This is a genomic window from Exiguobacterium alkaliphilum 12/1 (assembly GCF_000714435.1).
Taxonomy (GTDB): Bacteria; Bacillota; Bacilli; order Exiguobacteriales; family Exiguobacteriaceae; genus Exiguobacterium; species Exiguobacterium alkaliphilum.
The window spans coordinates 60101-85100 of the sequence record NZ_JJMW01000013.1 but is presented as its reverse complement, the minus strand read 5'-3'; the positions used below and the strand labels follow the sequence as shown (position 1 = coordinate 85100).

Annotated in this window: 25 protein-coding genes; 7 read left to right on the top strand and 18 right to left on the bottom strand. The window is 54.3% G+C overall.

Annotated features, from left to right (window positions below; genetic code table 11):
* The first annotated feature begins 52 nt into the window (after window positions 1-52).
* On the top strand, window positions 53-1135 hold the full coding sequence (locus RT52_RS01275) for a GGDEF domain-containing protein (RefSeq protein WP_034814558.1): 1083 nt from the start codon (window positions 53-55) through the stop codon (window positions 1133-1135).
* A 52-nt stretch (window positions 1136-1187) separates the two neighbouring features.
* Here RT52_RS01275 and RT52_RS01270 read toward each other — a convergent pair whose 3' ends face one another.
* From RT52_RS01270 to RT52_RS01240, 7 genes are all read right to left on the bottom strand, one after another.
* Complete coding sequence (locus tag RT52_RS01270; protein ID WP_034814556.1) at window positions 1188-1868, bottom strand: glycerophosphodiester phosphodiesterase; 681 nt, start codon at window positions 1866-1868, stop codon at window positions 1188-1190.
* 1 nt (window position 1869) lies between these two features.
* Entirely contained in the window at window positions 1870-3177 is a 1308-nt protein-coding gene (locus tag RT52_RS01265) for an ABC transporter substrate-binding protein (protein ID WP_034814555.1), read from the bottom strand.
* A 15-nt stretch (window positions 3178-3192) separates the two neighbouring features.
* Window positions 3193-4002 carry a carbohydrate ABC transporter permease gene (locus RT52_RS01260; protein WP_034807295.1) on the bottom strand — a complete coding sequence of 270 codons (810 nt, stop codon included), beginning with the start codon at window positions 4000-4002 and terminating at the stop codon, window positions 3193-3195.
* The gene (locus RT52_RS01255) at window positions 3999-4904 is read right to left on the bottom strand and encodes a carbohydrate ABC transporter permease (protein ID WP_034807297.1); all 906 of its coding nucleotides are present in this window, start codon (window positions 4902-4904) and stop codon (window positions 3999-4001) included. The genes RT52_RS01260 and RT52_RS01255 overlap by 4 nt, the downstream gene beginning before the upstream one ends.
* Entirely contained in the window at window positions 4901-5992 is a 1092-nt protein-coding gene (locus RT52_RS01250; protein WP_034814553.1) for an ABC transporter ATP-binding protein, read from the bottom strand. The genes RT52_RS01255 and RT52_RS01250 overlap by 4 nt, the downstream gene beginning before the upstream one ends.
* On the bottom strand, window positions 5989-6576 hold the full coding sequence (locus RT52_RS01245; RefSeq protein WP_245175441.1) for a glycerol-3-phosphate responsive antiterminator: 588 nt from the start codon (window positions 6574-6576) through the stop codon (window positions 5989-5991). Before RT52_RS01245 ends, RT52_RS01250 begins: the two co-directional genes overlap by 4 nt.
* 263 nt (window positions 6577-6839) lie before the next feature.
* A complete protein-coding gene (locus RT52_RS01240; RefSeq protein ID WP_034814549.1) occupies window positions 6840-8327 on the bottom strand; it encodes a cryptochrome/photolyase family protein in 1488 nt (495 codons plus the stop codon).
* Window positions 8328-8401: 74 nt separating this feature from the next.
* Here RT52_RS01240 and RT52_RS01235 point away from each other — a divergent pair, with 74 nt between their 5' ends.
* Window positions 8402-9025, top strand: coding sequence for a class I SAM-dependent methyltransferase (locus RT52_RS01235; RefSeq protein ID WP_034814548.1), 624 nt, complete (start codon window positions 8402-8404; stop codon window positions 9023-9025).
* A 114-nt stretch (window positions 9026-9139) separates the two neighbouring features.
* Here the strand turns inward: RT52_RS01235 and RT52_RS01230 are convergent, their stop codons facing one another.
* The 6 genes from RT52_RS01230 to RT52_RS01205 form a co-directional block, all read right to left on the bottom strand.
* Window positions 9140-12451: an Ig-like domain-containing protein gene (locus tag RT52_RS01230; RefSeq protein ID WP_034814546.1), complete on the bottom strand. Its 3312-nt coding sequence runs from the start codon at window positions 12449-12451 to the stop codon at window positions 9140-9142.
* Window positions 12452-12570: 119 nt separating this feature from the next.
* On the bottom strand, window positions 12571-12849 hold the full coding sequence (locus tag RT52_RS01225) for a hypothetical protein (protein ID WP_034814544.1): 279 nt from the start codon (window positions 12847-12849) through the stop codon (window positions 12571-12573).
* A 57-nt stretch (window positions 12850-12906) separates the two neighbouring features.
* Window positions 12907-13956, bottom strand: coding sequence for a C45 family autoproteolytic acyltransferase/hydrolase (locus RT52_RS01220; protein WP_034814543.1), 1050 nt, complete (start codon window positions 13954-13956; stop codon window positions 12907-12909).
* Window positions 13957-14107: 151 nt separating this feature from the next.
* A complete protein-coding gene (locus RT52_RS01215; protein ID WP_034814541.1) occupies window positions 14108-14560 on the bottom strand; it encodes a hypothetical protein in 453 nt (150 codons plus the stop codon).
* A gap of 11 nt (window positions 14561-14571) precedes the next feature.
* Window positions 14572-14994: a 3-hydroxyacyl-ACP dehydratase FabZ gene (gene fabZ / locus RT52_RS01210; RefSeq protein ID WP_034807311.1), complete on the bottom strand. Its 423-nt coding sequence runs from the start codon at window positions 14992-14994 to the stop codon at window positions 14572-14574.
* Between the two features lie 13 nt (window positions 14995-15007).
* Entirely contained in the window at window positions 15008-15259 is a 252-nt protein-coding gene (locus RT52_RS01205; RefSeq protein ID WP_034807313.1) for a DNA-directed RNA polymerase subunit beta, read from the bottom strand.
* A 199-nt stretch (window positions 15260-15458) separates the two neighbouring features.
* On the opposite strand from RT52_RS01205, the gene mscL reads away from it, so the two are divergent.
* Complete coding sequence (mscL, locus tag RT52_RS01200) at window positions 15459-15836, top strand: large conductance mechanosensitive channel protein MscL (protein ID WP_024370817.1); 378 nt, start codon at window positions 15459-15461, stop codon at window positions 15834-15836.
* Window positions 15837-15860: 24 nt separating this feature from the next.
* Here the strand turns inward: mscL and RT52_RS01195 are convergent, their stop codons facing one another.
* The 3 genes from RT52_RS01195 to RT52_RS01185 all read right to left on the bottom strand — a co-directional run bounded on the left by RT52_RS01195 (window position 15861) and on the right by RT52_RS01185 (window position 18589).
* Window positions 15861-16958: a glycerate kinase family protein gene (locus RT52_RS01195; RefSeq protein WP_034814539.1), complete on the bottom strand. Its 1098-nt coding sequence runs from the start codon at window positions 16956-16958 to the stop codon at window positions 15861-15863.
* A 63-nt stretch (window positions 16959-17021) separates the two neighbouring features.
* Window positions 17022-17804, bottom strand: coding sequence for a flagellar hook-basal body protein (locus tag RT52_RS01190; protein WP_034814537.1), 783 nt, complete (start codon window positions 17802-17804; stop codon window positions 17022-17024).
* An 11-nt stretch (window positions 17805-17815) separates the two neighbouring features.
* Entirely contained in the window at window positions 17816-18589 is a 774-nt protein-coding gene (locus RT52_RS01185) for a flagellar hook-basal body protein (protein ID WP_034814535.1), read from the bottom strand.
* Window positions 18590-18771: 182 nt separating this feature from the next.
* Here RT52_RS01185 and RT52_RS01180 point away from each other — a divergent pair, with 182 nt between their 5' ends.
* A complete protein-coding gene (locus RT52_RS01180; RefSeq protein ID WP_029334276.1) occupies window positions 18772-19032 on the top strand; it encodes an AbrB/MazE/SpoVT family DNA-binding domain-containing protein in 261 nt (86 codons plus the stop codon).
* Window positions 19033-19067: 35 nt separating this feature from the next.
* Window positions 19068-19433: a type II toxin-antitoxin system PemK/MazF family toxin gene (locus RT52_RS16105; RefSeq protein ID WP_081825854.1), complete on the top strand. Its 366-nt coding sequence runs from the start codon at window positions 19068-19070 to the stop codon at window positions 19431-19433.
* Between the two features lie 55 nt (window positions 19434-19488).
* On the opposite strand, the gene RT52_RS01175 is transcribed toward RT52_RS16105, so the two are convergent.
* Complete coding sequence (locus tag RT52_RS01175) at window positions 19489-21423, bottom strand: sensor histidine kinase (RefSeq protein WP_034814533.1); 1935 nt, start codon at window positions 21421-21423, stop codon at window positions 19489-19491.
* A 191-nt stretch (window positions 21424-21614) separates the two neighbouring features.
* On the opposite strand from RT52_RS01175, the gene RT52_RS01170 reads away from it, so the two are divergent.
* Window positions 21615-23423, top strand: a complete 1809-nt coding sequence (locus tag RT52_RS01170; RefSeq protein ID WP_034814531.1) for a sensor histidine kinase — start codon at window positions 21615-21617, stop codon at window positions 23421-23423.
* On the top strand, window positions 23404-24183 hold the full coding sequence (locus RT52_RS01165; protein WP_034814529.1) for a response regulator: 780 nt from the start codon (window positions 23404-23406) through the stop codon (window positions 24181-24183). The genes RT52_RS01170 and RT52_RS01165 overlap by 20 nt, the downstream gene beginning before the upstream one ends.
* Before the next feature lie 37 nt (window positions 24184-24220).
* Here the strand turns inward: RT52_RS01165 and RT52_RS01160 are convergent, their stop codons facing one another.
* Window positions 24221-24979 carry an SDR family oxidoreductase gene (locus RT52_RS01160; protein WP_034814527.1) on the bottom strand — a complete coding sequence of 253 codons (759 nt, stop codon included), beginning with the start codon at window positions 24977-24979 and terminating at the stop codon, window positions 24221-24223.
* Between the last annotated feature and the right edge of the window lie 21 nt (window positions 24980-25000).

Genomic DNA, 25000 nt, shown 5'->3' with positions numbered 1-25000 from the left:
TTTAACGGTCTGTTACGTTTTAAGTATAGTGTTTTTCAAAGGAAGTGACATTTTGCCGTTTACCGCTCTTTTATTGAACGCCTCCGTGGCGTTCACAGGCTTCTACTTGATTTCAAAACTGTATCATTCCGATCGCTTTGGGTCCTTTCGATTCCGGGGCTTCTTAATCGGACTAATGACCGGGGGACTCGGGCTGTTCCTCATGATGAACGCGGTCCAAGCGAACGAGGAAGTACGCGTCGACTTGCGCTATTTGCCGCTCGTCCTGCTCGCCTTTTACGGGGCCCGCTTCCCGCTCTTAATCGCGACCGTCATCATCGCAAGCACCCGCTTTCTGTTCGGACTGACCGACCAGGCCGTCGTCGCATTCATCGCCACCTTCGTCATCGGCGTCGGCATGTGGTGGATTCATCGGCACGTCCATCGCCTATTGTTGCAAAGCATGCTGTTACACGTCTGGGCGCTCGTCATCACCTCGATCTCGATTCTCATTAACCTCGGATGGAACACCGCTTACGTCGAAATTGTCTTGACGTTCTGGGTCGTCGGACTGCTCGTCGGGACACTCGCGAGCCTGCTCGCCATCGACTTAGAACAAATGACGCGACGTTCCAAGGAGTATAAACATTCAGCCGAACGCGACCATTTGACCGGTTTGTTCAATCGCCGGATGTGGGAGGAGCGGACGACATCGCTCGTGTCCGAGAGACGAGCGTATAACGTGCTCGCCCTCGATATCGACCACTTTAAACACGTGAACGATACATACGGTCATCCGAACGGCGACCTCGTCTTGAAACGGTTCGCCGAACTGTTGAAGGTTGAGACACGGGCCCATGACGTGGTCGCACGAATCGGTGGCGAAGAGTTCGTCATCCTCATCTATGACTTGTCTCCCGAGAAAGTGGTCAAAGTCGCCGAGCGGATTCGGGAACGGATTGCGGTCGAGGCGTTCGTTCTGTCGGACGGGACATCGATTCGAATCAGCACCTCGATTGGCATCGCCCACGGGAGCGCCTTGCCGGTCGAGTCGATGAGCAGTATCGCTGACAGTGCACTCTATGAAGCAAAAGACAAAGGACGAAATCGGACGGTGGTGCGACGTGCCAACGCACACATGCTCGTTCCGAACTAACGAAAAGGAGGTCTGTTCATCGCAACCCGATGAGCGGACCTCCTTTTCACCATTATCGGATGACCGCGAGCCGTTCGACTTCATCCGTCATGATGGCGTCAACTTCGGTCGTGTCCGGGAGCTCGTTCGGATCATTGATCGTATAGAGCCGCGTCACGATCCCGTTTTCGCTTAATTTCACCGCGTCCGCTGTCCCGACGAACGCGGGCTGGGCGTGGACGGCCTCGGCTTTGATGCGTTCGACGAATCCGACCAAGTCGGGATGCCCTTCCCCCGTCAAGACGGCGATCCTCGCCTCGGGTGCGACGTCGCGCAGTCGGACGAGCGTGTCCGGATTGAACGACGAGAAGACGACGCGGTCGGCGAGTCCGAACTCTTCGGTCGCGAGCCAGGCGAGTTGCTCAATCCCTGAATAGTCGAACCGGCCCGTTTTCAACTCGACGTTCACCGTGACGTCATGTGCCGCGACGAGGGCGAACACTTCCTCGAGTGTCGGGATGCGTTCCCCTTCGCTTCGAAGCTGTCGAATTTGTTTCAATGTCATGTCTTTCACATAACCGCTCCCGTCCGTCGTCCGGTCGACCGTCTCGTCATGGATGACGACGAGGCGGCCGTCTTTCGTCCGTTGCACGTCGAGCTCGATGCCGTCGACGTAAGGAAGCGCCGCCTCGAACGCGCGGAGCGTATTTTCCGGATGCTTGGCGCTATACCCGCGATGAGCGTACAGGTGCATCTTATTGCCCCAAGGTGGAAGTCGTCTCGTCGGCCGCACGCTTCAACGCGTCCTCGACCGACACACCTTGATACAAACTCTCCATCGCATTGACGACGCTTTGACGTGACTGCGGGAACGACGAGATGAGCGCGCCTTGCGTCGCCGGCGACGTCTTCGTCTCGCTCAATTGATCGACCGTCACTTTCAGCTGCGGGTACTCGGCCCACACGTCTTCGACAATCGGCTCGTTGTAGGCGTCCGGGTTGATGGCGAAGTAGCCGGTCTCGACGTGCCATTTCGCCTGCGCTTCTTTCGAGGCGGCAAATTTCATGAACTCCCACGCACCTTGTTTCGTCTCGTCGGCGATGCCGTCACCCATCCAGAGCGAGGCGCCCCCGATGACGACACCTTCGCGGTCCGCCTCGTTCGGTACCGGCAAGTATGACACGCCGACGTCAAACGGTGCGTTGTCGACGACCGTCCTTACACCGGCCGACGAGTCGAGGTACATGGCCACGTTGCCCGACTGGAAGGCGGCACGCATGTCGTCCCAGTTTTGACCGACGTTCAAGAACGTCTTCTCGTCGTACATGTCTTTAATCAAGTTGAAGGCGTTCTGTCCCTCTTCCCCGTCAAACACCGCTTTCGTCGGAGTACCGCTGCGACCGTTGTCGTTGTCGACGTAAAGCCCGCCCTGTGCGGCGACGAGCTGTTCGAAGAACCAGCCGTAGTTGAGGATTGTGAAGCCGGTCTGGCCTTCACCCGTCAGCGCTTTCGCCGCCTGTTTCAATTCGTCATACGTGCGCGGCGCTTTCTCTGGGTCGAGCCCGGCTTCTTTGAACGCGTCCTTGTTGTAGATGAGCACCGGCGTCGACGAGTTGAACGGCATCGAGTACTGCTTGCCGTCGACTTGATAATAGCTCAAGATGTTCTCTTCCCAGACGCTCGTGTCGAAGTTCTCTTTATCGATGAACTCTTGGACCGGTGTGATTTTGTTCGTGTCGATCATATACTTCGTTCCGACCTCGAACGTCTGCATGATCGCCGGGGCGTCCGCTGAACCGGCGACGGCGTTGAACTTCGTGAGCGCCTCTTCATACGTCCCTTGGAAGATCGGTTTCACTTCATAGTCGTCTTGTGAGGCGTTGAAGTCGTCGACTTGGTTGTTGAGCGCGGTCTCTAAGTCCCCGCTCATCGCATGCCAGAACACGACTTCCGTCTTCCCGTCTGCGGTCGCCGAGGCTTCCGGCGCCGCCTCCTCGCTGCCACACGCCCCGAGCAATAACACCGAACTGGCCAACCCTGCGAATAATGCTTTTTTCTTCATGTAAACTTCCTCCTTTTATTTGATTGCGCCTTGCGTCAAACCTTCTTGCAGTTGCTTTTGTCCTGCGAATAAAAGTAGTAGTGTCGGGATGATGATCATGACGACGGCCGCCATGACGACGCCCCAGTCCGAGGCAATCTCGTTCGACTGCATCTGTTTGATCCCGATTTGCACCGTTCGCGCCTGCTCCGTGTTCGTCACGAGGAGCGGCCATAAGTACATGTTCCATGTCGTCAAGAAGCTATACACCGACAACGTGACGAGCGGTGTCTTCGAGACCGGTAAGACGACGTTCCAAAAGAAACGGAAGCGGCTGATGCCAGCGATTTGGGACGCCTCGTACATCTCGTACGGAATCGTCTTGAACTGTTGTCGAAGTAGGAACGTCCCGAACGCGAGCGCGAAGAACGGAACCGACAACCCCCACACCGAGTTGAGCCAGCCGAGCGACTGCACGGTCAAGAAGTTCGGTACCATCGTCGCTTCCCACGGCACCATCATCGTCGCGAGGAACAGCATGAAGATGAGCGCTTTCCCTTTGAAGTCGATGAAGACGAACGCGAACGCGGCGAGGCTCGACAAGACGACTTGCCCGACCATGACGAGGAGCGCGACGACGAGACTGTTGACGAGATACGTCAATAGCGGGATCCGGTCGAAAGCGGCGACGTAGTTTGCGAGCGACGGTTCTTGTGGGATGAGGTTGCCTTTTAACACCTCGCTCCCGTCCATGAGGCTGATGGAGAACGCATAACCGATCGGGAACAGCATGACCGCTGCGCTCAAGACGAGCAGCGTGTATACGAGTGCATTTCGCATCGTCATTGGTAATGCACCTTCCTTTCGACGAGCTTGAACTGGAGCCACGTCAACAAGAGCACCGTCACGAATAAGAGCACAGCCTGCGCACTCGCCCCGCCGACGTTGTAGTTGATGAACGCGTCCTTATAGATGGCGTAGACGATGACGTTCGTTGAATTCGTCGGACCGCCTTTCGTCAGCAAGTCGATTTGCCCGAACGTCTGGAAGGCGTTGATGAGCGAGATGATGCCGACGAAGAAGAGTGTCGGCGACAGCATCGGGATCGTGATGGCCCGAAGTTGGGTCCAGTAGTTCGTCCCGGCGATGTCCGCACTCTCATAGAGCGTCCGGTCGATATTTTGCAGGCCGCCGAGGAGAATGAGGAACGTGAACCCGACGTTCATCCAGACGGTCGCGAGCGACACGGACAGGAGCGCATATTGCGGGTCGAGGAGCCACTGCACCCCGCTCGCCCCGACCGCTTCTAAAAAGCGGTTGAAGATACCGATCGACGGGTTATACATGAACATCCAGATGACCGATGACGCGGCGACACTCATCCCCATCGTCGCCGAGAACGCCGTCCGAAAGAACCCGATGCCGCGCAGTTTCTCGTTGGCAAGTAAGGCGAGGCCGAGCGCGATGAGGATCGTGAGCGGCACGGTCAACGCGACGAACCCGACCGTCGCCTGGACGCTCTGCCAAAACGTCGCGCTCGTGAAGAGCCGGGCGTAGTGCCCGATTCCGACGAATTCGAGCGGCGTCCCTTGCGTGTCCGTCCGGAAGAAGCTCAAGTAAATCGTCCGGAGAAGCGGATAGACGAGGAAAATCCCGAACAGCGCAATCGACGGCGACAAGTACAACAGCCCGCTCACCGCGTCCGAAATCCGTGTCTTGACGCGTTGTCTCGGCAATGCGACCGTCATTGGAACACCTCCAGCGCCTCGAATAGTTTCGGCTGACGCGGTTCGATGCGGTCACCGCTCGCGTCAAAGAGCGACATCTGTTTCGGGTCGACGTAACAGGCGACCTTCTCCCCAATCGAGAGCGGCCACTGCCCCGACCATTTGGCGAGCCATTCCGTCCCACCGACATCAAAGGCGAGAATCGTCTCCGTGCCGAGCACCTCGATGTTTTTCAACTCGGCGTAGAACGTGACCTCGTCATGGGCCGGTAAAATCTGCTCCGGACGGACGCCGAGCGTCGCCGTTTCTTCTGTCGTCATCACGTTCGGCTGGAACTGACGCCCATCCGCGGCGACGAAGCCTTTGTCGCTTCGCTTCACCGGCACCAAGTTCATCGGCGGCGAGCCGATGAACGAAGCGACGAACGTGTTCGCCGGCTTGTTGTACAAATCGAGCGGCTTCCCGACTTGTTGAACTTCCCCTTCGTTCAACAGCATCATCCGATCGGCCATCGTCATCGCCTCGACTTGGTCGTGCGTGACGTAAATCATCGTCAAGTTCAGCTTGCGTTGCAGCTGCCGAATCTCCGAGCGCATCTTGGCACGGAGCTTGGCGTCAAGGTTCGAGAGCGGCTCGTCCATGAGACAAATCGGCGCCTCGGTGACGATGGCCCGGGCCAGGGCGACCCGTTGCCGTTGTCCGCCCGACAGCTCGCGCGGCTTTCGCTTCAAATAGTCGGTCAACCCGAGCGTCTCGGCGGCCGCATGGCACCGTTCGCGCTGCTCGAGTTTCGTCAGCCCTTTCGTATGTAGGCCGAACGTGATGTTCTTCTCGACGGTCATATGCGGATAGAGCGCATAGTTTTGGAACACCATCGACAGTTGGCGCTCGCTCGGTTTGAGCTCGTTCGCGGCGACACCGTCAATCCGGAGCGTCCCCGCCGTGATCGACTCAAGCCCGGCGATCATCCGGAGCATCGTGCTCTTGCCGCAGCCGGACGGTCCGACGAGCGCGAAGAACTCGCCCGCCTCGATCGTGACGTCGATGCCGCGGATGACCTCGGTGTCACCATACGACTTTTTGATTTGTTGCAATTGAATCGACTTCATATGATGTCCTCCTTCATTCCTTGTGACGCCCAGAGCCGCTCGTCTCCCGTCGATACGGCAAACGCACCGTGCGATAGCGCTTGATGCACCTCGATCGGCTTACGAATCATGCCGCCCGTCACGATTGGGAACTGCACGCTCCCGGCGACGTGCTCGATGACGTTCGGGATGAGACCTGGCATGAGTTCGAGCGCGTCCGGCTCGTGGTCGTTCGCCATCTTGATGCCCGACGTGACGGCGTCCGAGTCGACTAAAAATAAGCGCTGTACCGTCATGAGCCCGGCGCGTTTCGCGTGCTGGATGACCGACGCCTTCGTCGTGACGATGCCGTCGGCGCCGACGCGTTTCGCCAAATAGTCGATGCCATCCCGGTCGAGGCTGATGCCATTGATGCGCTCGGCATGCAAGAAGACGGTCTTGTTCTCCCGTTTCAGATGTGACACGTAGCGGTCGAGCGTGCTGAGTGTGCCCATCATGAGGAACGTCGTCGTGACGTCCGATTGAAGGAACTTTTCGAATTGTTTCGGCGACTTGATGGAGGCGATCATCTTCTCCTCGCCGATCGTGCGAAGTGTTTCATTCACTTGACTCACCCTTTCCTAGAAAAAAGGACCAACAGAAACTAGACGTCAATGACGTAGTGGCTTCTGTTGGTCTCTCGAATGTTCTACCGATTGCTATTCACTTGGCATGAGGGGTCTCACAAGTCCTATCGTAACGGACGAATGTAAAGCATCTGTGAAGCGTGTGCAAAAGTTTGTGAAGTGTACGTAAAAAATCGACTCACAAGGAGTCGATTCATCCATAATCAATCTCAATCGATAGCGCCAATCCTTCACCAGCACAATTACAAGGAATCTTTATCTTTAAGCGTCTGTCTCGCCTTCGCCAAAATGTCGGCTTTGACGTCGTCATCACGGCCTTGCCAGTTCCGGAGCATCATCTTCATCCGTTGGTTGTCCTTGAAGCGATCCTGATGTTTGTCGATGAAGTGCCAATACAGGGCGTTGAACGGACAGGCGTCTTCCTCGGTCGTGTGTTTCGGGTTATATTTGCAGCCTTTACAGTAGTCGCTCATCCGGTCGATATACTTGCCGGAGGCGATATACGGTTTCGTCGCGAGCTTGCCGCCGTCCGCGTGGAGCGCCATCCCGAGCACGTTCGGCAAGACGACCCAGTCGTAAGCGTCGATATACATCTCATTGAACCAGTCACTCGTCTGTTGTGGCGAGATCTCGAACAGCGTCGCGAAGTTGCCGAGCACCATGAGCCGTTGGATGTGGTGGTTATGCGCCCGCTCGATGACCGGCTTCACACTTCGATGGATACAGTGCATGTCTGTCTTCGCGTCCCAGAACGAGTCGGGCAAGTCGCGCTCGTGCTTGAACGTGTTGACCGACTCATAACCGGGCATCGACGCCACATAGACGGCCCGCATGTACTCCCGCCAGCCGAGGATTTGTCGGACGAACCCTTCGATTGAGGCGAGCGGCGCGTCCGACGCGCACGCGGCCTCGACGACTTCATGCGGTGTTAGGAGCCCGATGTTGATGGCTGCTGACAACAGGCTGTGCGACATCTCTTGATTGTCCGCCAGCATCGCGTCCTGATACGGACCGAACGTCTCGAGACGCTCCTCGATGAAACGCTTCAACGCACGTCGGGCCTCACTGCGCGTCACCGGCCAGACAAACGGCCTGATGTCCCCCGGGTTGTCCTTAAAATCGCGCTCGACTTTTTTGATCACGTCTTTCGTGACGGCGTCCGGGCGGAAACGAATCGGTGCTGGGAACGTCAGCCCGGCTTTCGGGGGTTTGCGGTTATCCGCATCGAACGACCATTTCCCGCCCCGGGGTTTCCCATCCTCGAGCAGTACGTCAAAGCGTTTGCGCATCTGGCGGTAAAAGCGGTCCATCCGCCACGGCTCACTGCCAATCGTGTCGATGGCCTCTTCCTTCGTCAAATAGAAGAGCGGCACGTCTGTGTGTTCGACGAGCGTATGCTTCTTCCCGAACTGCTTCAACTTCTTCTCCATCGCGGCGTCGGTGACGGCCGTGTAATGGATCTCTGCCGGGTCGTATCGTTTGAAGTGGTCGTCCCATGCGTCTTGGAACGAGTCGGCCTCGTGATAGTCGACGGTGAAGCCTTTATCGCGCAATTCGTCCGCAAAGTGACGCATCGCCGAGAAGACGAGGACGAGCTTTTGTTTATGGTACGTCCGCCACATCGCCCGTGATGTCGCCTCGATCATGACGATGACATCATCATCAGCCACATGGTCGAGCATCTCGAGTTCGTGGGATAGCTGGTTGCCGAATATCCAAAATGACCGCATCGATTCAACTCCCCTATTCAAATGGTTATGCTACACTCAATCTACATCTACTCGATTCGGAAAGGAATGGTTCGATGCGCTTCAAGCGTCTTCAAACATGGATTGATAGCCAGTACGAGAACCCACGCGGCATCGTCGGAACGTATATCGGCGAGAAAATGGTCCGCCAACACCGAGTCGAAGTCGATTGGACGATTGACCAACTTTTGATTCAACCCAATGTCCGCGTCCTCGACCTCGGTTGTGGTGCTGGCGATGCGCTAGCGCAAATCCTTCATCGTTTTGATTCTGTGCATGTGACCGGACTCGATCGCTCTAAAACCGTCGTCCGCTCGGCGTTGAAACGGAATCAGGCAGCGGTGAAAGCCGGTCGCGCTAAAGTCACCGAAGCCGATTTTAGGAGACTCCCGTTCTCGGACGCACAGTTCGACCGTGTCTTCAGCATCCACACGCTCTACTTTTGGGAAGACGTGAACGCCGTGCTTGCCGAAATCGAGCGTGTCCTTGTACCAGGCGGCTCGTTCGTCATCACGTATTGTGACGGGAAAGGTGACATCACGTGGGACGGTATCGTGTCTATCGTTCGAGAACAGTTCATCCCGGCCGCTTCGGCGCTCGGCCTGATTGACGTCGTCGAGACGCGTGGGCCCGATTCGCGCGATTATCATACGGTCGCCATCATAGGAAATAAATCATAAGTCCACTAGTTCATTGCTGTTTAGTATGTTCCCGCCAGGTAAAAATTCATGCGTTACATATAGGGATGAGCATAAAAAAAGTTTCCCGGGACATAATAGTCCCGAGAAACTTTTTTAACGTTGTACCGTCGTGTTGATGCGCTCTGTGGCATAACCTGAACGCGTCATTTCGACCGTCAACATATTGCCTTGCCGTTGTTTATTCACATACGCTTTGAAGTTCCCTTTCGCGTCGACTTTGACAGCCTTCCCGACCTTCGATGCACCGTTGTACACTTGTACGGTCGCACCCGGATGCCCTTTGCCCGTTACATAGATGTGACTAGAGCGAAGCGTATTCACACTGAACTGTTTGAAGACATACTTGATCGTCTCTTTTTTCACCGGCGACTGGTTGCCGGCAGCATCTTTCACATGAACTGATACGACTTTCCCCGGCAACCATTTATTGATTTTAAATGCATATGACCCCGTACTCGTCGCCTTCGTCGTATACGTTTTCCCGTTATACGAGATGAAGACGGTCGCCCCTTTTTCCGTCTTACCCGACACGTGCGTCGAAGTAGCCTTGATTTCATTGACAGATGGAGCAGTCGGCGCCGTGTTGTCTTTCGCGTTAATCGTCGTCGTCTGCGACTTCCCGATTTTCGGAATCATGACGAAGCGTAGCTTTTCACCTTCGTTATACGCACGGACGAGGTTCACGTCAAATTTCCCTAAGCCGTCGACCCCCGTATAACCGAGTCGAGTCGTCCCGCTCCACACTTCGAGCGTCGCATACGGGTCGCCGTTTCCGGTGATTTTACGGACACCTTGTTGGAATTTGACGTTCGAGACCGCTTTTGTGACGTATGGTTTTGTGATTACTTTTGTCATCTCATACTTAACCGTTTTATCTGGGTTGATAAGTTTAATGGTCACGGTCGCTGGTAAGGCGATGTCGTTTGGCCACGTGATCACAGAACCAAACTGCGTATACTTTTGTGTCTTGCCGTTCACGGTAAATTCGTAATGGTTTTGGTTCATATACTCATTTTGCATATAGAACCAAACCTTTTGACCGCCATCTAGACGGATGTCTTGAATCTTCTCTCCATTCGGCGAGATATAGCCGTATCCTTTGTTACCCGCTTTATCCGTCGCCGTGATTTTTACTTGCCCATATTTTTGAGCCACGACTGGATCGGTCGTCTTGATTGTGAACATCCCCGTGCTCGAGACGACGACAGGCTTGTCTTTGTCGCTTCGATACGTGAACGTCACGGTCGACCCCGGTTCGGTCTTCCCGTAAATCAAATGTTCTCCAGCTAGGACATGTTTCTGTAGAATGACGCGTGGCGCCGTCGTATCTTTCACCATGATTTTATTTCCACCAGAAGGGTTACCAGCCAAATCTTCCGCATGAATGATCAAGTGTGTGATACCGTCTGTCTTCAGCCCAGAAACAGGCAACATCCCGCCAAGCGAGAAACCAGAACTGAGAGGCTTATACGGTCGAATTGGGTTTACCTTATTTTTTCGGACGATTGTATTATTTTTGTAGTAGACAATCTCGAAGTTACCGACGTACTCATTCGCATCAAACATGAGCTCTTTTGCGTCCTCAGAAAGAATATTATAGATCTCTAACATCGGTCGTACCGTATCTTTTACTTCATATTTGAACGTTTGATCTGCCTTACCTGAAACACTGACGAGAACATTAATCGTTTTCACTTTTTTCAGGTCGACGGCAAACTCAAATTTCCCTTGGGCATCTGCCTTCACTTCTTTGACGACACCGCTAGTGAATTTGAGTGAGGCGTTTGGTTCCGTCGTCCCTTTGAGTAACGTCGTATCGTTCGTTAAGTCAGGGATGAGCGGCTTTTGAATCGCGTCGAACTTTCCTTCCACCCACTCCGATACACGACCGTCTTGAAGGACGGTCCGAATCATGAACGTGTCGTTTACTTCCAGTAAGATAGAGGGATTGTTCAAGTCGGCTTTCTCCAATAACGATCGTCCGTCCGCTTTCTCGATTTTCGCTTCAAACGTGAGCGATTGGTTCGGATAATAAAACGATGGGACGCTGATGGCAACCCGGTCACTCTGCATCTTCAAAATCGGTGTCGGTGCCGGACGATTGTCCTCGGCGCGAACCGCCCACAGCGGATTTCGGTAGTCGTACTCATCTAAGTAAGAGACGGTAAAGTTCACACCATACAGTTTTGGCAACGGAAAGACGATGTCACCATTTGTGTCACTGTTTGCGCGGAAACGGATTTGTCGATAACCGGCTCGACGATCCTCATATGTTACGATGAACGTTTGATTCGGGGTCGCCTTCCCAATCAATTGCGCGTCGTCAAGGTCGAACATTTTTGTTTCGAACTTAATCGTACGAACATCGCGTTTCACGGTCACTTCTTTCGTGAAAATCGTCGCGTTTTCTTGTTGAATCGTGAACGTGCGCTTCGATTGGTCGTTCTGTGGATAGTAACAGCCGAAATAACCGACCTCGTCACTGACCGTACACGTCTCACCGTCGAGAGAAATCACCGAATCTGGGAGGGTCACTCCTCGGAACTGGGTGAACGACTCCTCGATCACGAGCAACGGCTTCTCCATCGTCGCTACGAATGCGGGCATTGTGAACGCCTGTACCCCTTCAGTCGTCTGATTCAAATGAGCGGCCTGCACCGTGTACGTCTGATTCTGATAAGCGCGCGGCTCCCATCCCGTGAACGGGAAATCAAATTGACCGGTCGCATCGGCTTGGCCAGTTTTTACTTCGTGTCCGACTTTCACGTTCACATAGACGTAAGGCAACGTCTTCCCGGAGACGCGCAACGTCTCGTGCGGTGGTGCATCCAACTGAATGATATCGGCTGTCGCAGCCGTCGCCGTGTACGTTTGGATTGGCGTCGACGCCTTCTCCGGGCTACTGACATACACACTCACCGTGTCCGCCTTGTTTTTCGGGATCCGCAACTCACCAATCGCATCTCTCACTCTTCCCTCGTAGGTCGCGTGAATCGTATGGTTCGGATGGGTAAGGAATACGAACTCGTTGTTGATCATCCCGATGAATGTCGCACCTTGTGGTTTGACCGGAGTCGCCGGAGCTTCAGGTTGACTCCGTTCTGTCACGTCAATCAATTGGTCAAATCCGTATGCATCACGTTGATACACTGCGATTTGTCCAGTCAGTGCTTTGTCGAACGTATATGTATAATTTTTTGAGGCATCACTCTTCGTACGAACAATTTTTTCATTCGCTACGATGGTGACGTCCTGATTGGGTTGATCCGTGGTTCCTGTCACGACGTTCGGGTTCGTCTCGGTTTTTATCAACGTCGCTGCTGACGTCTGATGGGGCGGAATCATCGTTCCGACCAGCATCATTAACATGAAAATTGTAAAACTTTTCTTTATACGTGCAACCATCTTTCTTATCCCCTTTTGGTAATATCTGATTAAACAATAAAAAATATAGCACGATTTTCTATAAACTAGTCACCACTTTCAAAAAGAAGGTCAATAAAAAAAGAGCCAGACAAGAATGTCTAGCCCCGGCTCTTCCGCGTCACCGCCACTCCGCCAAACCCACTGATGATGGCGATATAAAAGCCTAAGTCATAAAACCAGCCCGTGTTGTTCACTTCATAGACGCGATACGTGTCGTTGAACAGCCCGAGAATCAAGGAAATCGGTGCGATCCAGCCGTGCCAAATGCCCCAAAAGAAACCGGCCGGATCGGTCGTGTACGTTCCGTCGCCCGGCACGCATCCACCTAGCACGATGCTCATACTCAAGATGATGGCCAATACTCCGATTCGTTTCATATGAATCCCTCCTATTATCGTTATTCCCCGTTTTCACTAAAAAGGCACTGACCGAAGTCAGCGCCACAATTGGACCGTGTTGGCGAACTCGATATCGGTCGCAATCTCGCCGTCGAGAGCGTGAAAGTCAAAGTCCTCGCCGTCGAGCCACTTTTGGAAATCGAAAATGACCGGGTCGCGGTCGCCGCCAAGGGCGAACCACGTCTCGAGCGTCTCCGGGAAATAGGCCGCCGTATGGATTGTGCCGGCCCAACTCTTGTAGAGCTCCGAGAAGACACCCTTGTCCGAGTCGTTCATGAGCCGGAACGCGCTCTCGGCGTCTTGGACGATATGTTGATACATCTTGATTTCCATCATCCGGCGCGTCGAATCGTCGAGATGGTAGCGGTTCTCATGTTGCAACAACTCGAAGTGGTTCGTGCAGATGTTCGACTCGCGGACTTGGATGTCGCGCGGTGTCGCCTCGACGACACGCGTCTTTGATGACTTGTCATGCACGACATATGTGAACGAGCCACGGTGCGGAATCTCTTTCAATAAGTCGACCGCCTCCTCGACCGTCGCGCACGTCTCGAGAATCATCCGGCCAATCATCTGACAGACGAATCCATCACCAGGACGCCGACGGTTGATGAAGTTATAACCCATGGCGAGCCCTTTCTCGTTCATGCCATCCATCCGTCCGGTGACGCGCGAGACGGGGCCGATGACGGCGTAACCATCGTCCGGCTGGAACACGTTGTAGCGACCATCGTACGTCATCGGATGATAGTCGTAATTGCGGACGAGGAAATTGTCGCCCGTTAAAATCGAACAGCCGCTGACCGGGTTGTTCACCCGGAAGTGACCGAAATGTAAGAGCGTATCGGCGAGAGTCAATTCGAGCTCATCTTGGAGCCCGAGCAGTTCTTCCCAAATTTTCGGGGCGAACCGGTCGAACGCCTCTTTTGCCTCGCGCTCGTCAATCTCAAAACGTGGGACCCGGAGTTTCCATTGGTCGGTCCGGTTTTCGAGCAGTTTGCTTCGTTTTATATAGTTCCCTTGAAAGCGGCCAAAATCATAATGACTGCCGCGAAATTGTGTCAGTTCACTTGAGACGCGTTGCATGCAAAAACCTCCCTTGCGCCCATTATAGCGGACGCGTGGGAGGTCTGTCTGAGATGAACCTGTTCACAACTTGAGCTGTCGGCTCGGAGTCGCAAAATCAATGGGGGCGTATACAAAAACGGATGATTTGTCGAAAATCATCCGTTTCACTTCATTCATTTGTCGCGTTCACGACTTCAAGCGGGATCGACACTTCCGTTTCCCCTTCTTCAGCGATATGGAAGAGCGGGAGTGTCTCTGGCACGAACAAGTCCGGGTTCAAATCGACTTGATACACGTACGTTCGGACGTCCCCTTCACGCTCGGCCGTCAGTTCACCGAACGGGATCGGGACACGATTGCCATCGACTTCGTAGCTGATGACCGTCGTCGGTTCGAGACGACGGTCTTCGAGCATGCGAATCGTGAACAACATCGTCGAGCTGTTCGCTCGCTCTAGAGAGACGGCGAGTGCCTCGGACTGTCCGGCCCGTTTGTCGATCAATGACTCATCGACGTTTTGTTCGTAGACGATGTTCTCTTCGGTCGCTTGCTCGGTCTGCATCTGTTGACAGCCGACGACCGTCATCAACCCGAGCACGAGCGCAATGACCAACACACGCATTTGACTCCCCCTCACTGCAGGGCGAAAGTCAGTTCAGCAACACAGGCGACTTCACCATCGACCGTCGCCACGGCCCGGCCTTTTCCAATCGGGCCGCGCACTTTCAAAATCTCGACTTCGAGACGCAATTGATCGCCCGGGACGACTTGGCGCTTGAAGCGACACCCGTCAATCCCTGCGAAGAACGCGAGCTTGCCCCGGTTCGCTTCTTGCTTGAGCATCGCGAACGCGCCGACTTGTGCGAGTGCCTCGACGATTAAAACGCCTGGCATGACGTTATAGTCCGGAAAGTGTCCGTTGAAGAACTCTTCATTCGCCGTCACATTTTTTAGTCCGACGGCCCGTTTGCCTTCTTCGACTTCGAGAATGCGGTCGATGAGCAAGAACGGGTACCGATGCGGGATTACTTCTTTAATCTGTTCAATCGTGTACATGGTTCCACCACCCTTATGAGGTTAGCCAAAAATCGGTGATATGGCGCCACGTGTCGATGTTGAACACGTCCCTCCACTCGCCGCCGCCAATGACGCTGTACCCGATGATGGCTCCAATCGCGAGCATCGCGACAGCCAATATGAGGACAACGATGACGCGCAGCAAGATCGGGAAACGGCGGTTGTTCGACAGACGCTTCCGTTCTGTCCGCTGTTTCGACTCTTTTTCTTCCGAGCCCTTCTGTTCTTCGTTCGCCACGTCCATTCATCCTTTCAGCTCATCTGATTATAACATATTAGTACCAGGTAATAAAACTGTTCCATGAGTTCTCTTTTAGTGTAACGTATCTAGAAATGCCGAACAAGCGCCCGGGCCTAGAGACACCGAACCGAAAAAAAGAATGTTGCTTTAACGAAGGATATGCTACCGTGAGAGTATTCATTTATCTAGGAGGCATCATGCTATGTGGAAAGAATTTAAAGAGTTCGCCATGCGCGGCAACATCATCGACCTTGCCGTCGCCTTCATTCTCGGAGCCGCCTTCACGGCCATCGTCAACTCGCTCGTCAACGACATCTTCATGCCGCTCCTCGGCATCTTGATCGGTGGCATCAACTTCTCGGACCTATCAGTGAGCGTGCTCGACGTCGACGTCGCGTACGGGAACTTCATCCAGGAGATCGTCACGTTCCTGCTCATCGCCTTCGCCTTGTTCATGATGGTGAAAGTGATTAACCGCTTGAAGCGAGAGAAAGCCGTCGAAGAGACGCCGGAACCGGAACTGTCGCGCGAAGAGCAACTCCTCGCCGAAATCCGTGACTTGTTGAAAGAACGTCCATGACCAAAAGCCTGAACCCGTCGCGGTTCAGGCTTTTTTATCGAGCAAGCGCACGATTCGACGGACGGCGTTCGTCAGAAGCGATTCCGCGTCCCGCATCGCCTCCTCGAGCGTCATGACCCGGGAAACGATGGAGAACACCGCCTCGATGCCGACATTGGGTAACGCGACCATGTCCGACTGTCCGGTGAATACGAGCGTCGGTACGCCGTGTGCATGGGCGAGCCGCGCGAGTCCATATGGGGCTTTCCCGTGCAGCGACTGTTGATCGAACTTGCCTTCCCCCGTGATGAGCCAATCGGCCGTCCGTAGTCGTTCTTCCAAGTCGGTCCAACGCACGACTTCTTCAATCCCGCTCACATACGTCGCCCCGAGTTGATAGAGCGCAAACCCTGCCCCGCCTGCCGCGCCGGCACCCGGTAAAGTCGTCATGTCGCGCGCGAAGCATGTGGCGTATCGTGCGAGTTGTGCCTCATAGCGGTCGATGTCGCCTTCGGCCAGCCCTTTTTGCGGACCGAACACGGCCACCGCCCCCGACCCACCGAGCAGCGGGTTCGTCACGTCCGAGACGACACGCCATTCCACTTCTCGCGCTTCCGGCATAAGGTTCGACCAATCGACGGATGCGACGCGACCGATCTGGTGGGGCGAGCTCCAGAGCTCGTTTCCACGACTGTCATAAAATCGGACGCCGAGCGCCTCGAGCAGCCCTTTCCCTCCGTCGATCGTCGCACTGCCGCCAAGCCCGATTGTGATTCGCCTCGCCCCGCGCAGAAGTGCCGCCCGCAACTGCATCCCGGTCCCGTACGTACTGTAACGCCAAGGGTCGAGCGTCTCGACGAGCATGAGCCCGGACACCTCGGCGAGTTCGATGACCGCTTCACGCGAAGACTCGGACCAGCCGAATCGTGCCTGACGCACCACGCCGTCGAGCCCCGAGACCGAATCGGTGACGACTTCGCCTTCCGGATGCGCCGCGAGCCAGGCGTCGAGAAAACCTTCACCCCCATCTGACACGGGTACAGTCACAATGTCATGCCCTTCGAGTGCGCGTGCCACGGCCGCGTTCGCCTCAACGCTTGAGATCGACCCTTTGAACGAGTCCATCGCCACGACAATCAACATGTCATCCCCTCCTCACCTTTAGTGTAACGTAAAAACCGCTCCTCCGAGGAGAAGCGGCGTGACTTATGGACGAAGTGATGTGACGAGTCCCATCATCTGATCGCTCATCGAGAGTGCCCGGGAGTTCATCTGATAAGCACGCTGGGTGATCGTCATATCGGTCATCTCTTTCGTCAAATCGACGTTCGATGACTCGAGCGTCCCTTCGATCAACAAGTTGCCGAGTGGACGGTCGACTTCGGTCTGAAAATCGGCCGAGTAGATGTTGTTCCCCATCGGGCGAAGTTCCGACGTGTTGCGGACCTCGACGATATCGAGACGTCCAAACTGTTGTTCGACCCCGTTCACGCTGGCGACGACGACGCCGTCTTGACGGACGCGATGGTTCGTCGCTTCGTTCGGCATCGTGATGCGGTTGCCGTCATCACCGAGCGTCGCGTTCCCGTTCACATCGACGAGCGTCGTCTCGGCACCGACCGACAGTTGCAGGTTGCCGTCCCGTGTCACGCCCGGACCGTTCGGCGTCTCGACGACGAAGAACTGTCGGCTCGCCTTCAAGAAGACGTCGAGCCCGCGCTCGGTCGCTCGAATCTGTCCGATATTGAACTGTTGCGAGATATCGGCGACATGCCCCCCGACCCCAATGCGAATCCCGTTCGGCGTGTCGCGCCCGACTTCGAACTCGGGACGCGGCTGATTGTTGTACGCCTGTGACAAGAGCGACGCGAAGTGTCCTTGCTGGCGCTTGAACCCAATCGTGTCGACGTTTGCGATGTTATGGCCGGTCACGTCGAGCTGACGTTGCAACTGCGTGAGCGAGTTGACCGAATTATAAATGGACTGCATACGTTTCCTCCTTATCGAACCCGAGCGATTTCGATGGCTCGCTCGGCACTCTTGTCATACGCTTGGACGACCTTTTGGTTCGCCTCGAACTGACGATACGTCATCATGAGGTCGGCCATCGTCTGGTCGAGATTGACGTTCGCCTCCTCGATGAACCCTTGTTGGAACGTGACCGGCGCGAGTGCGGGTGCATCCCCGTTCACGCGGTAATCGTTCCCGACTTGCTCGAGCGTCGCCAAGTCATCGACTTGATAGGCACCGAGCGTCGCCACGTTCTCTCCGAGTGACGTGATTTGTCCGTCCGCAGACAGTGTGAACTCGCTCGACGGCAGCTGGATTCGCGCGCCGGCGTTCGACAAGACGTATCCACCGTCAGCTGAACGAAGGAATCGCTCCTCGTCGACTGCGAAACGGCCGTTCGTCGTGTAAAGCGTCTCGCCGTTTTGTTCGACCGCGAACATCGGGGCACCGGTGAATCCGGCCGGCGCCTTTAAATAGACGTCCGTCGGGCTGCCTGTTTCCGAGATGCTACCGGCTGAGAAACGCGGCATCGTCTCTTGAAGATAAACACCGGTCGAGAGCGTCCCAACCTGACCTTGTACCCGTGAGCGTCCGTTGCCGGGGTTGCTCACTTGGGCGAGCAACATCTCAGGAAATGACCGAACGACCCCGTTCGATGCCTTGAATCCAGGCGTCCGCACGTTGCCGAGGTTGTTGCTTAAAATCTCTTGCTGGCGTTGCAGCGCGTTCATCGCACCGGCCGCCGTATATAGTCCGCGTAACATGATCGTCTTCCTTTCGTCCTCAAACGTGTTCTACTTTCTTTATCGTACCAAACGAAGGAATCATTCACCGTTTTTTGAAAAAAAGATGAAGAACAATTATGATTTATTTATGTTCGGTAGTAGATAATAAATAATATGATATAATTATTTTATAATCGTATTTCATGAAGGAGGAACGTGCCATGGCTCGTCGAGTTACAAATGACCGCTCTAAAGTCGTCGTGAGAAAAGTAGGCGGTTCAAAAGGCGTAACGTTACCAAAGGCGCTTTCTGCGGACATTGGAGATCAGTTTTACATTCAACAACATCATGACGGAACGATCATCCTTACGCCTTTAGAAAAACCAAAAATCCTGAAAAACGTATTTGCTGATGTGAATGAAGAGACGTATGCAGATTTATACGAGGTCATCCTTGAAGAAGTAGGCAAGGAAGCAGAGTAAACACATCACGTTTCTTTTGGAAGGAAGCCAAAAATATGTCATCTTCATTGAATAAATTACAGCGACCCCTCGTCGGAGAGATTGGCTATATCGATTTTGACCCAAGCGCCGGATCTGAAATTCAAAAACGGCGCCCTGCGATTGTGATTAGCCAAAATGATTTCAATCGAACTGGATTTTGCATCGTTTGCCCAATCACCCATACTGAAAGACCTTTGTTTGTTCGTATACCCGATGGATTACCAGTAGAAGGTTACATTAACGTCATTCAAGCCAAGTCAATCGACTGGAGGGCCCGACGGTGGAAACGAACGACGACGTGTCCAGTCGAAGCGTTAGAACAAGTTCAAGAAATTGTAGCCGTAGCCATTCTAGGTGAATGTTCGATCATTCGAACTTAGGTTTGCCTGAGATATACAAAAACGAGTTCGTCTCCGCTTGAGAGACGAACTCGTTTTACGATTCGACGATCGGCAATTCGACGACCATCGTCGTCCCTTTGCCCGATTCAGATTTTGCATAAATCGTTCCACCGTGAGATTCGACGATCTCTTTACAAATGGCGAGCCCAAGGCCGGTGCCTCCAATATTGCGGCTTGCTTCACTTTGTACGCGGTAAAACTTCTCAAACAAGCGTTTGGCATCCTCTTCTGATACGCCGATTCCTTCATCTTCGATGGCGACCCGGATGACGTCGTCATCGCATTCAACGTTGACGGTGATATTCCCGCCGTCGGGTGAATATTTAATCGCATTGTTCAGGATATTCGAGAACACTTGACGAAGGCGAGCCGGATTCCCGGAAATTTGAAGCGACTCGTCACAGTCAAAGTGGAACATGTGCAGCTCCGTCGAGCCGGCATATATCTCGAGCACATCTGACAACATCTCATATAGACTTTCGATTTTGAAATCTTGTTGGTCGGCGCCTGCTTCCATCTTCTGCACGTCAAGTAAATCCGTGACGAGCCGCTCGAGGCGCTTCGTCTCACTATTGATCATACTCAAGTAGCGTTTCCGCTTCTCCTCGTCGACGTGGCGCGTGGCCAACAGTTCGGTGAATCCGAGGATGGAGGTGAGCGGTGTCCGTAGTTCGTGCGAGACGGTGGCGACAAGCTCCGTCTTCAAGCGATCGATTTCAATCTCTTTTGTGACGTCACGTGAGACAAACATCAAACCGAACCGTTCGTCCTTCAGTTCAATCGGTTCGGCGTACATCCGTACGATACGTCTACCCTGTTGCATCGAGTACGTAAACGTCTCATCGAATATTCCCTCGCGTCGAGCTCGATTTGTAAAGCGGAGCAACGCCTCCCGATCGTCGATATGGCTCATGAACGGCTCATAGAACGTCTCGATTGGGTAAAGACTTTGACGATGTTCATACGGGACCGGCTGGTCATACAAATCGAACAGCGCCTGGTTACCGTACATCTTGCCGTTGCTTAACTCTTCAAACACGATGGAATCGCGCATCGTGTGTAAGATGCGGGCCGTCTTCTCCCGCTCTCGTTCAAGCGCATCGTGTTGCCCGATGAGCGAGCTCGACATCTCGTTGAACGCCTTCGACAGCTGACCGACTTCGTTTTTGAGCGGTTCGATTGGAATGAGTGCCGCATGCGGGTCGAGCGCGAGCCGTTCACTGTTCGAGATGAGCGCCTGCAGTTGTTTCGTCAAACGGACGACATACGGCTGCAAACTCACGAACAGAATGAATACCGCACCGAGTAAGACCATGAGCCACATCCACTGTGCGCGCGCGAGCTGTTCGGACAGCGATTCACGAAGCGAAGTCTCTTGGAAATCGAGGTCGGCCCGATAATCGGTGAAGACCGACTCCATGTCGACGATGCTCGCGCTCATGTCGGCCGCACTCTTCGAGTTCAATTTGAAACGTGTCTGATTCGACGTCGCATTTTTCGGCATGAGTTGGCCGACGGTCGCCATCTGAAGGAACGGTTCATCAATCTCGCCATTCGCTTTGGCGATGACGTACCGTTCCAGCCCTGGCATGACACGGGTCGTATAAATCGTGAATAACAGCCGAGCGTCTTTTGCGAACGTCTTCTCTTCTTCATTGACGGCCCGCTCCTCGAACCACGTCGTCTGTTCATCGATTCGCGTCTGGGCGCTCCGCACCTCGTTCAAGAGTGCGTCTTCTCCGAGCAGGACGTGACCGCGCATCTCGTATTGCATCGATTGCCACGTCTCGAACAAGTCCGTCGCGCGCGAACGCTGTTCACTGATGCGCTCGAGTTCGACGGTCGTCTCTTTAATCGCTTGTTGTGTATAAAAGTATGTGCCTAGCGACGTGAACGTAATCAAGGCCACGAGCACATAAAAGATTGTCAGCACTTGACGGCTGATTCTTGCTTCAATCCAACGTTTCATGGTTCGCCTTCTTCCCTTTAAGTGTTTGCTCCTCTATTCAAGCCTCCCGCTATTCAAACGGGACGTTTTCGTGTACGATTAGGTGACATTCGTCACATCCGTTCAAGACAGGCCTCGGCCTTTTGACGGAATGTGATAAGTATACCGTTGTCTTCTCACAAGAAACTCACAAGTCTGAAGGGAATGTGCCCATGACCCGTAAACATATTGGGCTGATGCTCGTCATCATTCTCGTCGCCATCACGAGCGGATTAGTGCTCACGCGCGGCCAGACGATTGACAGCACGGCCACCGTCACCCGGGGTTCGGCCGATTTGACCGAATCGCAAGTGACAGAACACATCACCCGGCTCGACGGAACGTGGCGTTTCCAATCGAGTCTGCTTGACGCCGTCGACCGACAATCTTATCGTAACGTCCCCCATGTCACGCCCCACGCCACCGCGACGTATGAGGTCGATGTTGCGTTACCTCCCGGACAATATGCACTCCGTGTCCCACAGAACCATCCACACGTCCGTATCCTCATCGATGGCGAACCGGCAGATCCTGTCTATTCTTCCGTCAAACAAGGAGACAGACAGGCGTATTTAGTCCTGCTCGACCCACATTCATCCGACTTCCGCCTGACGATGCAAGTAAGCGGATCAACCGGCCGACCGACCGGGCTTGAGGACAGTCTGTTAATCGGTCCAGTCAACAACATGCTGACGCTGCAAAATGAACTGTTCAGCTACGACTTCGTGAACGTGTTGATCGCCTGCTTGATCTTCCTGTTTTACGCCATCGTTTCTGTCTTCCACCGGAAAGAATCGATTTATTTATACGGGGCGGGGTTCTTTTTCTTGATCGCTTTGTCACTGTTGACCCGCGACCAAATCGTGTTTGAATTCATCCCGGTGATGGCTTATGTCGTCGCCCATAAAGTCAGCCTCATCGCCGTCTTGCTCAGCGTCTGTATGCTCATCGAGTTCGCCATCCGGCTCGAACGTGTCCCGTACGAACGGTTCTTGCGGCTCGCCACATACCCGCTCTACGTCTTAAGTGCTGTCGCCATCATCATCCCATACGCGGTGCATGGCTGGTTCGACTACGCCGCCTGGATTTACGTCTTGTTCATCGCCTTCTTTTGGACCGGCCTCAACATCAATTGGCTGTTCGAGCGCAAATCGACGGGCTACCCGCTCGAGTTCCTCATCTTCACGTTGGCGATGATTATCGGGTACATCGGACAGACGATCAATATTCTGATCCCACATCCGAACCAAGACACGTACACGAGCATCTTATCGCTCATTTATTTCGTGCTCATGTTCACGTTGTTGCCGGTACACTTGTCGACCGACAAGCGGCAAAAGCAAGAAGTCCAGACGTTCGCCGCTCAGAGCGAAATCTCGTTCTTCAACGCGCAAATCAAACCGCATTTTCTCTATAACACGTTCGGGAACGTCATCGCGCTCTGTTATACGGCCCCGAACGAGGCGGCACGACTGCTCAGCCACTTGAGCACATACGTCCGCTTCATCTTCGAGAACGGTCGGACCGATTCGAACATCACACTCGGGCAAGAACTCGAGATGATCGACTCGTATCTGTCCATCGAGCAGACCCGATTCAACGATGCCTTCACCATCATCAAAGACATCGATGACAGTCTATTCAACGTGGAAGTACCACCGCTCCTCATCCAGCCGCTCGTCGAGAATGCGCTACGACACGGTCTGATGAGAAAAGGTGGCAACAAACGGCTCATGTTAGCGGTACAAGACCTCGGATCGGCGATTGAGGTCCGCATCGCCGACAACGGTGTCGGCTTCGACCCGAAACGAACGGCCATGCCGACGAGCGGGATTGGCATCCCGAACGTCCGCAATCGCATCGCCTATGTACCGAATGCCACATTCACACTACAATCGGAAGTCGGAGTCGGCACGAACGTCCTTATCCGCCTTCCGAAACGAGAAAGGATGAACGTCCCGAATGCGCACGATCTTGATTGAAGATGAACAGCACTTATTGCGGATGATGGAACGCATCGTCCAAACGGAGCCGAACTTGAAATGGATGGGCTCGTTCCACGACCCGAAAGAAGCCCTCACTTTTTTAAACAACCAAGACGTCGACCTTGTGTTTCTCGATATCGAGATGCCGCATATGTCTGGTGTCGAACTTGCGAAACAGTTGCCGAAGACGACACAAGTCGTCTTCACGACGGCGCATAGCCAGTATGCGGTCGAGGCGTTCGAATTACAGGCGACGCATTATTTGTTGAAGCCGATCACGGAAGATCAGATTCATGCGTTGATGCCGCGCGTCATGAAGCGGTATGAGTCGATTTTACATTCAGAGCGGCACCGGACGTGCACGATTCAGTGCCTCGACCATTTCTCCGTCAACACGCAGGACGGCGACCTCGTCAAGTGGCCGACGCAAAAGACCGAAGAGTTGTTCGCTTACTTGATTTATCATCGTGATAAGGTCGTCAACAAATGGCTCATCGCTGAGACACTCTACCCAGAGATTGACGAGCCGCAGCGCGCGCTCCATAACGTCTACAATCTCGTCTATCGCTTGAAGAAGACGCTCGCCGATTACAACTTGAGCATCTCGGTCCAAACGATTAACAACGGGTACTCGCTCCGTCTCGATGAGGCGTGCACATGTGATTACTACGCATGGCTCGATGCCGACCCGAAACCGATGCCAAAAGAAGAGGTGGCCGGTCGCCTCTTCGTCGACAAAGACTATACGTGGCACTGAAAAGGCGCTTCTCCAATGCATCTGGAGAAGCGCTTTTTCATCGTCCGGTAAAGCCCCCGTCGACGTGCAAATGTTGACCGTTGACCCACGCCCCGTCCGGTCCCATCAAGAACGCGACGAAGCGGGCCGTATCTTCCGGCGTACCGACGCGTCCGTGCGGGAAGAACGGGACGAGATGATCGTGTAACGTGTCATCAATCCAGCCCGAGTCGGTCGGTCCCGGGTCGAGGGCGTTCACCGAGATCCCGTAGCGCCCGGTCCCGTTCGCGAGTGCCGGTGTGATGGCGATGAGCGCCCCTTTCGTCGCGATGTAGGCGAGATTGTTCGCGTCCGGTCCACCCGACACCATGAACAAGATTCGTCCGTCGTTTAGCCCGGCTCGTTTATATCGCTCGATGAAGGCGAACGTGAGCCCGAGCGTCCCCTCATTGTTGACGAGGTAGTGCGCGCGCAGCGTCTCGGTCGTAAATGAGTCGACGTTTACGTGGCGCTCGAACGTCGCATTGTTGATGAGACGACTCGGCACACCGAGTGTAGCCTCGATCCGGTCGAGCAACCCTTCTGCGTCACCTGACGCCAAATCGTACGCCTCATGGGCCACACGTGCGCCTAAGGTCTGTAACTCATCGACAAACTGATGAATGAAATCTGGCTCTGCCCCGACCCCGTCCGTCCCGTCAAACGGGGTCCAGTGCGTGAGATAGAGGTCGTGTCCTTCTTTCGCAAGCTTTCTGGCGATTGCCGCGCCGATGCCTTTGTCGCGGCTGACACCGGTGATTAATGTGAGTGGTCGCATGATGTTCCTCCGATTCGTTCT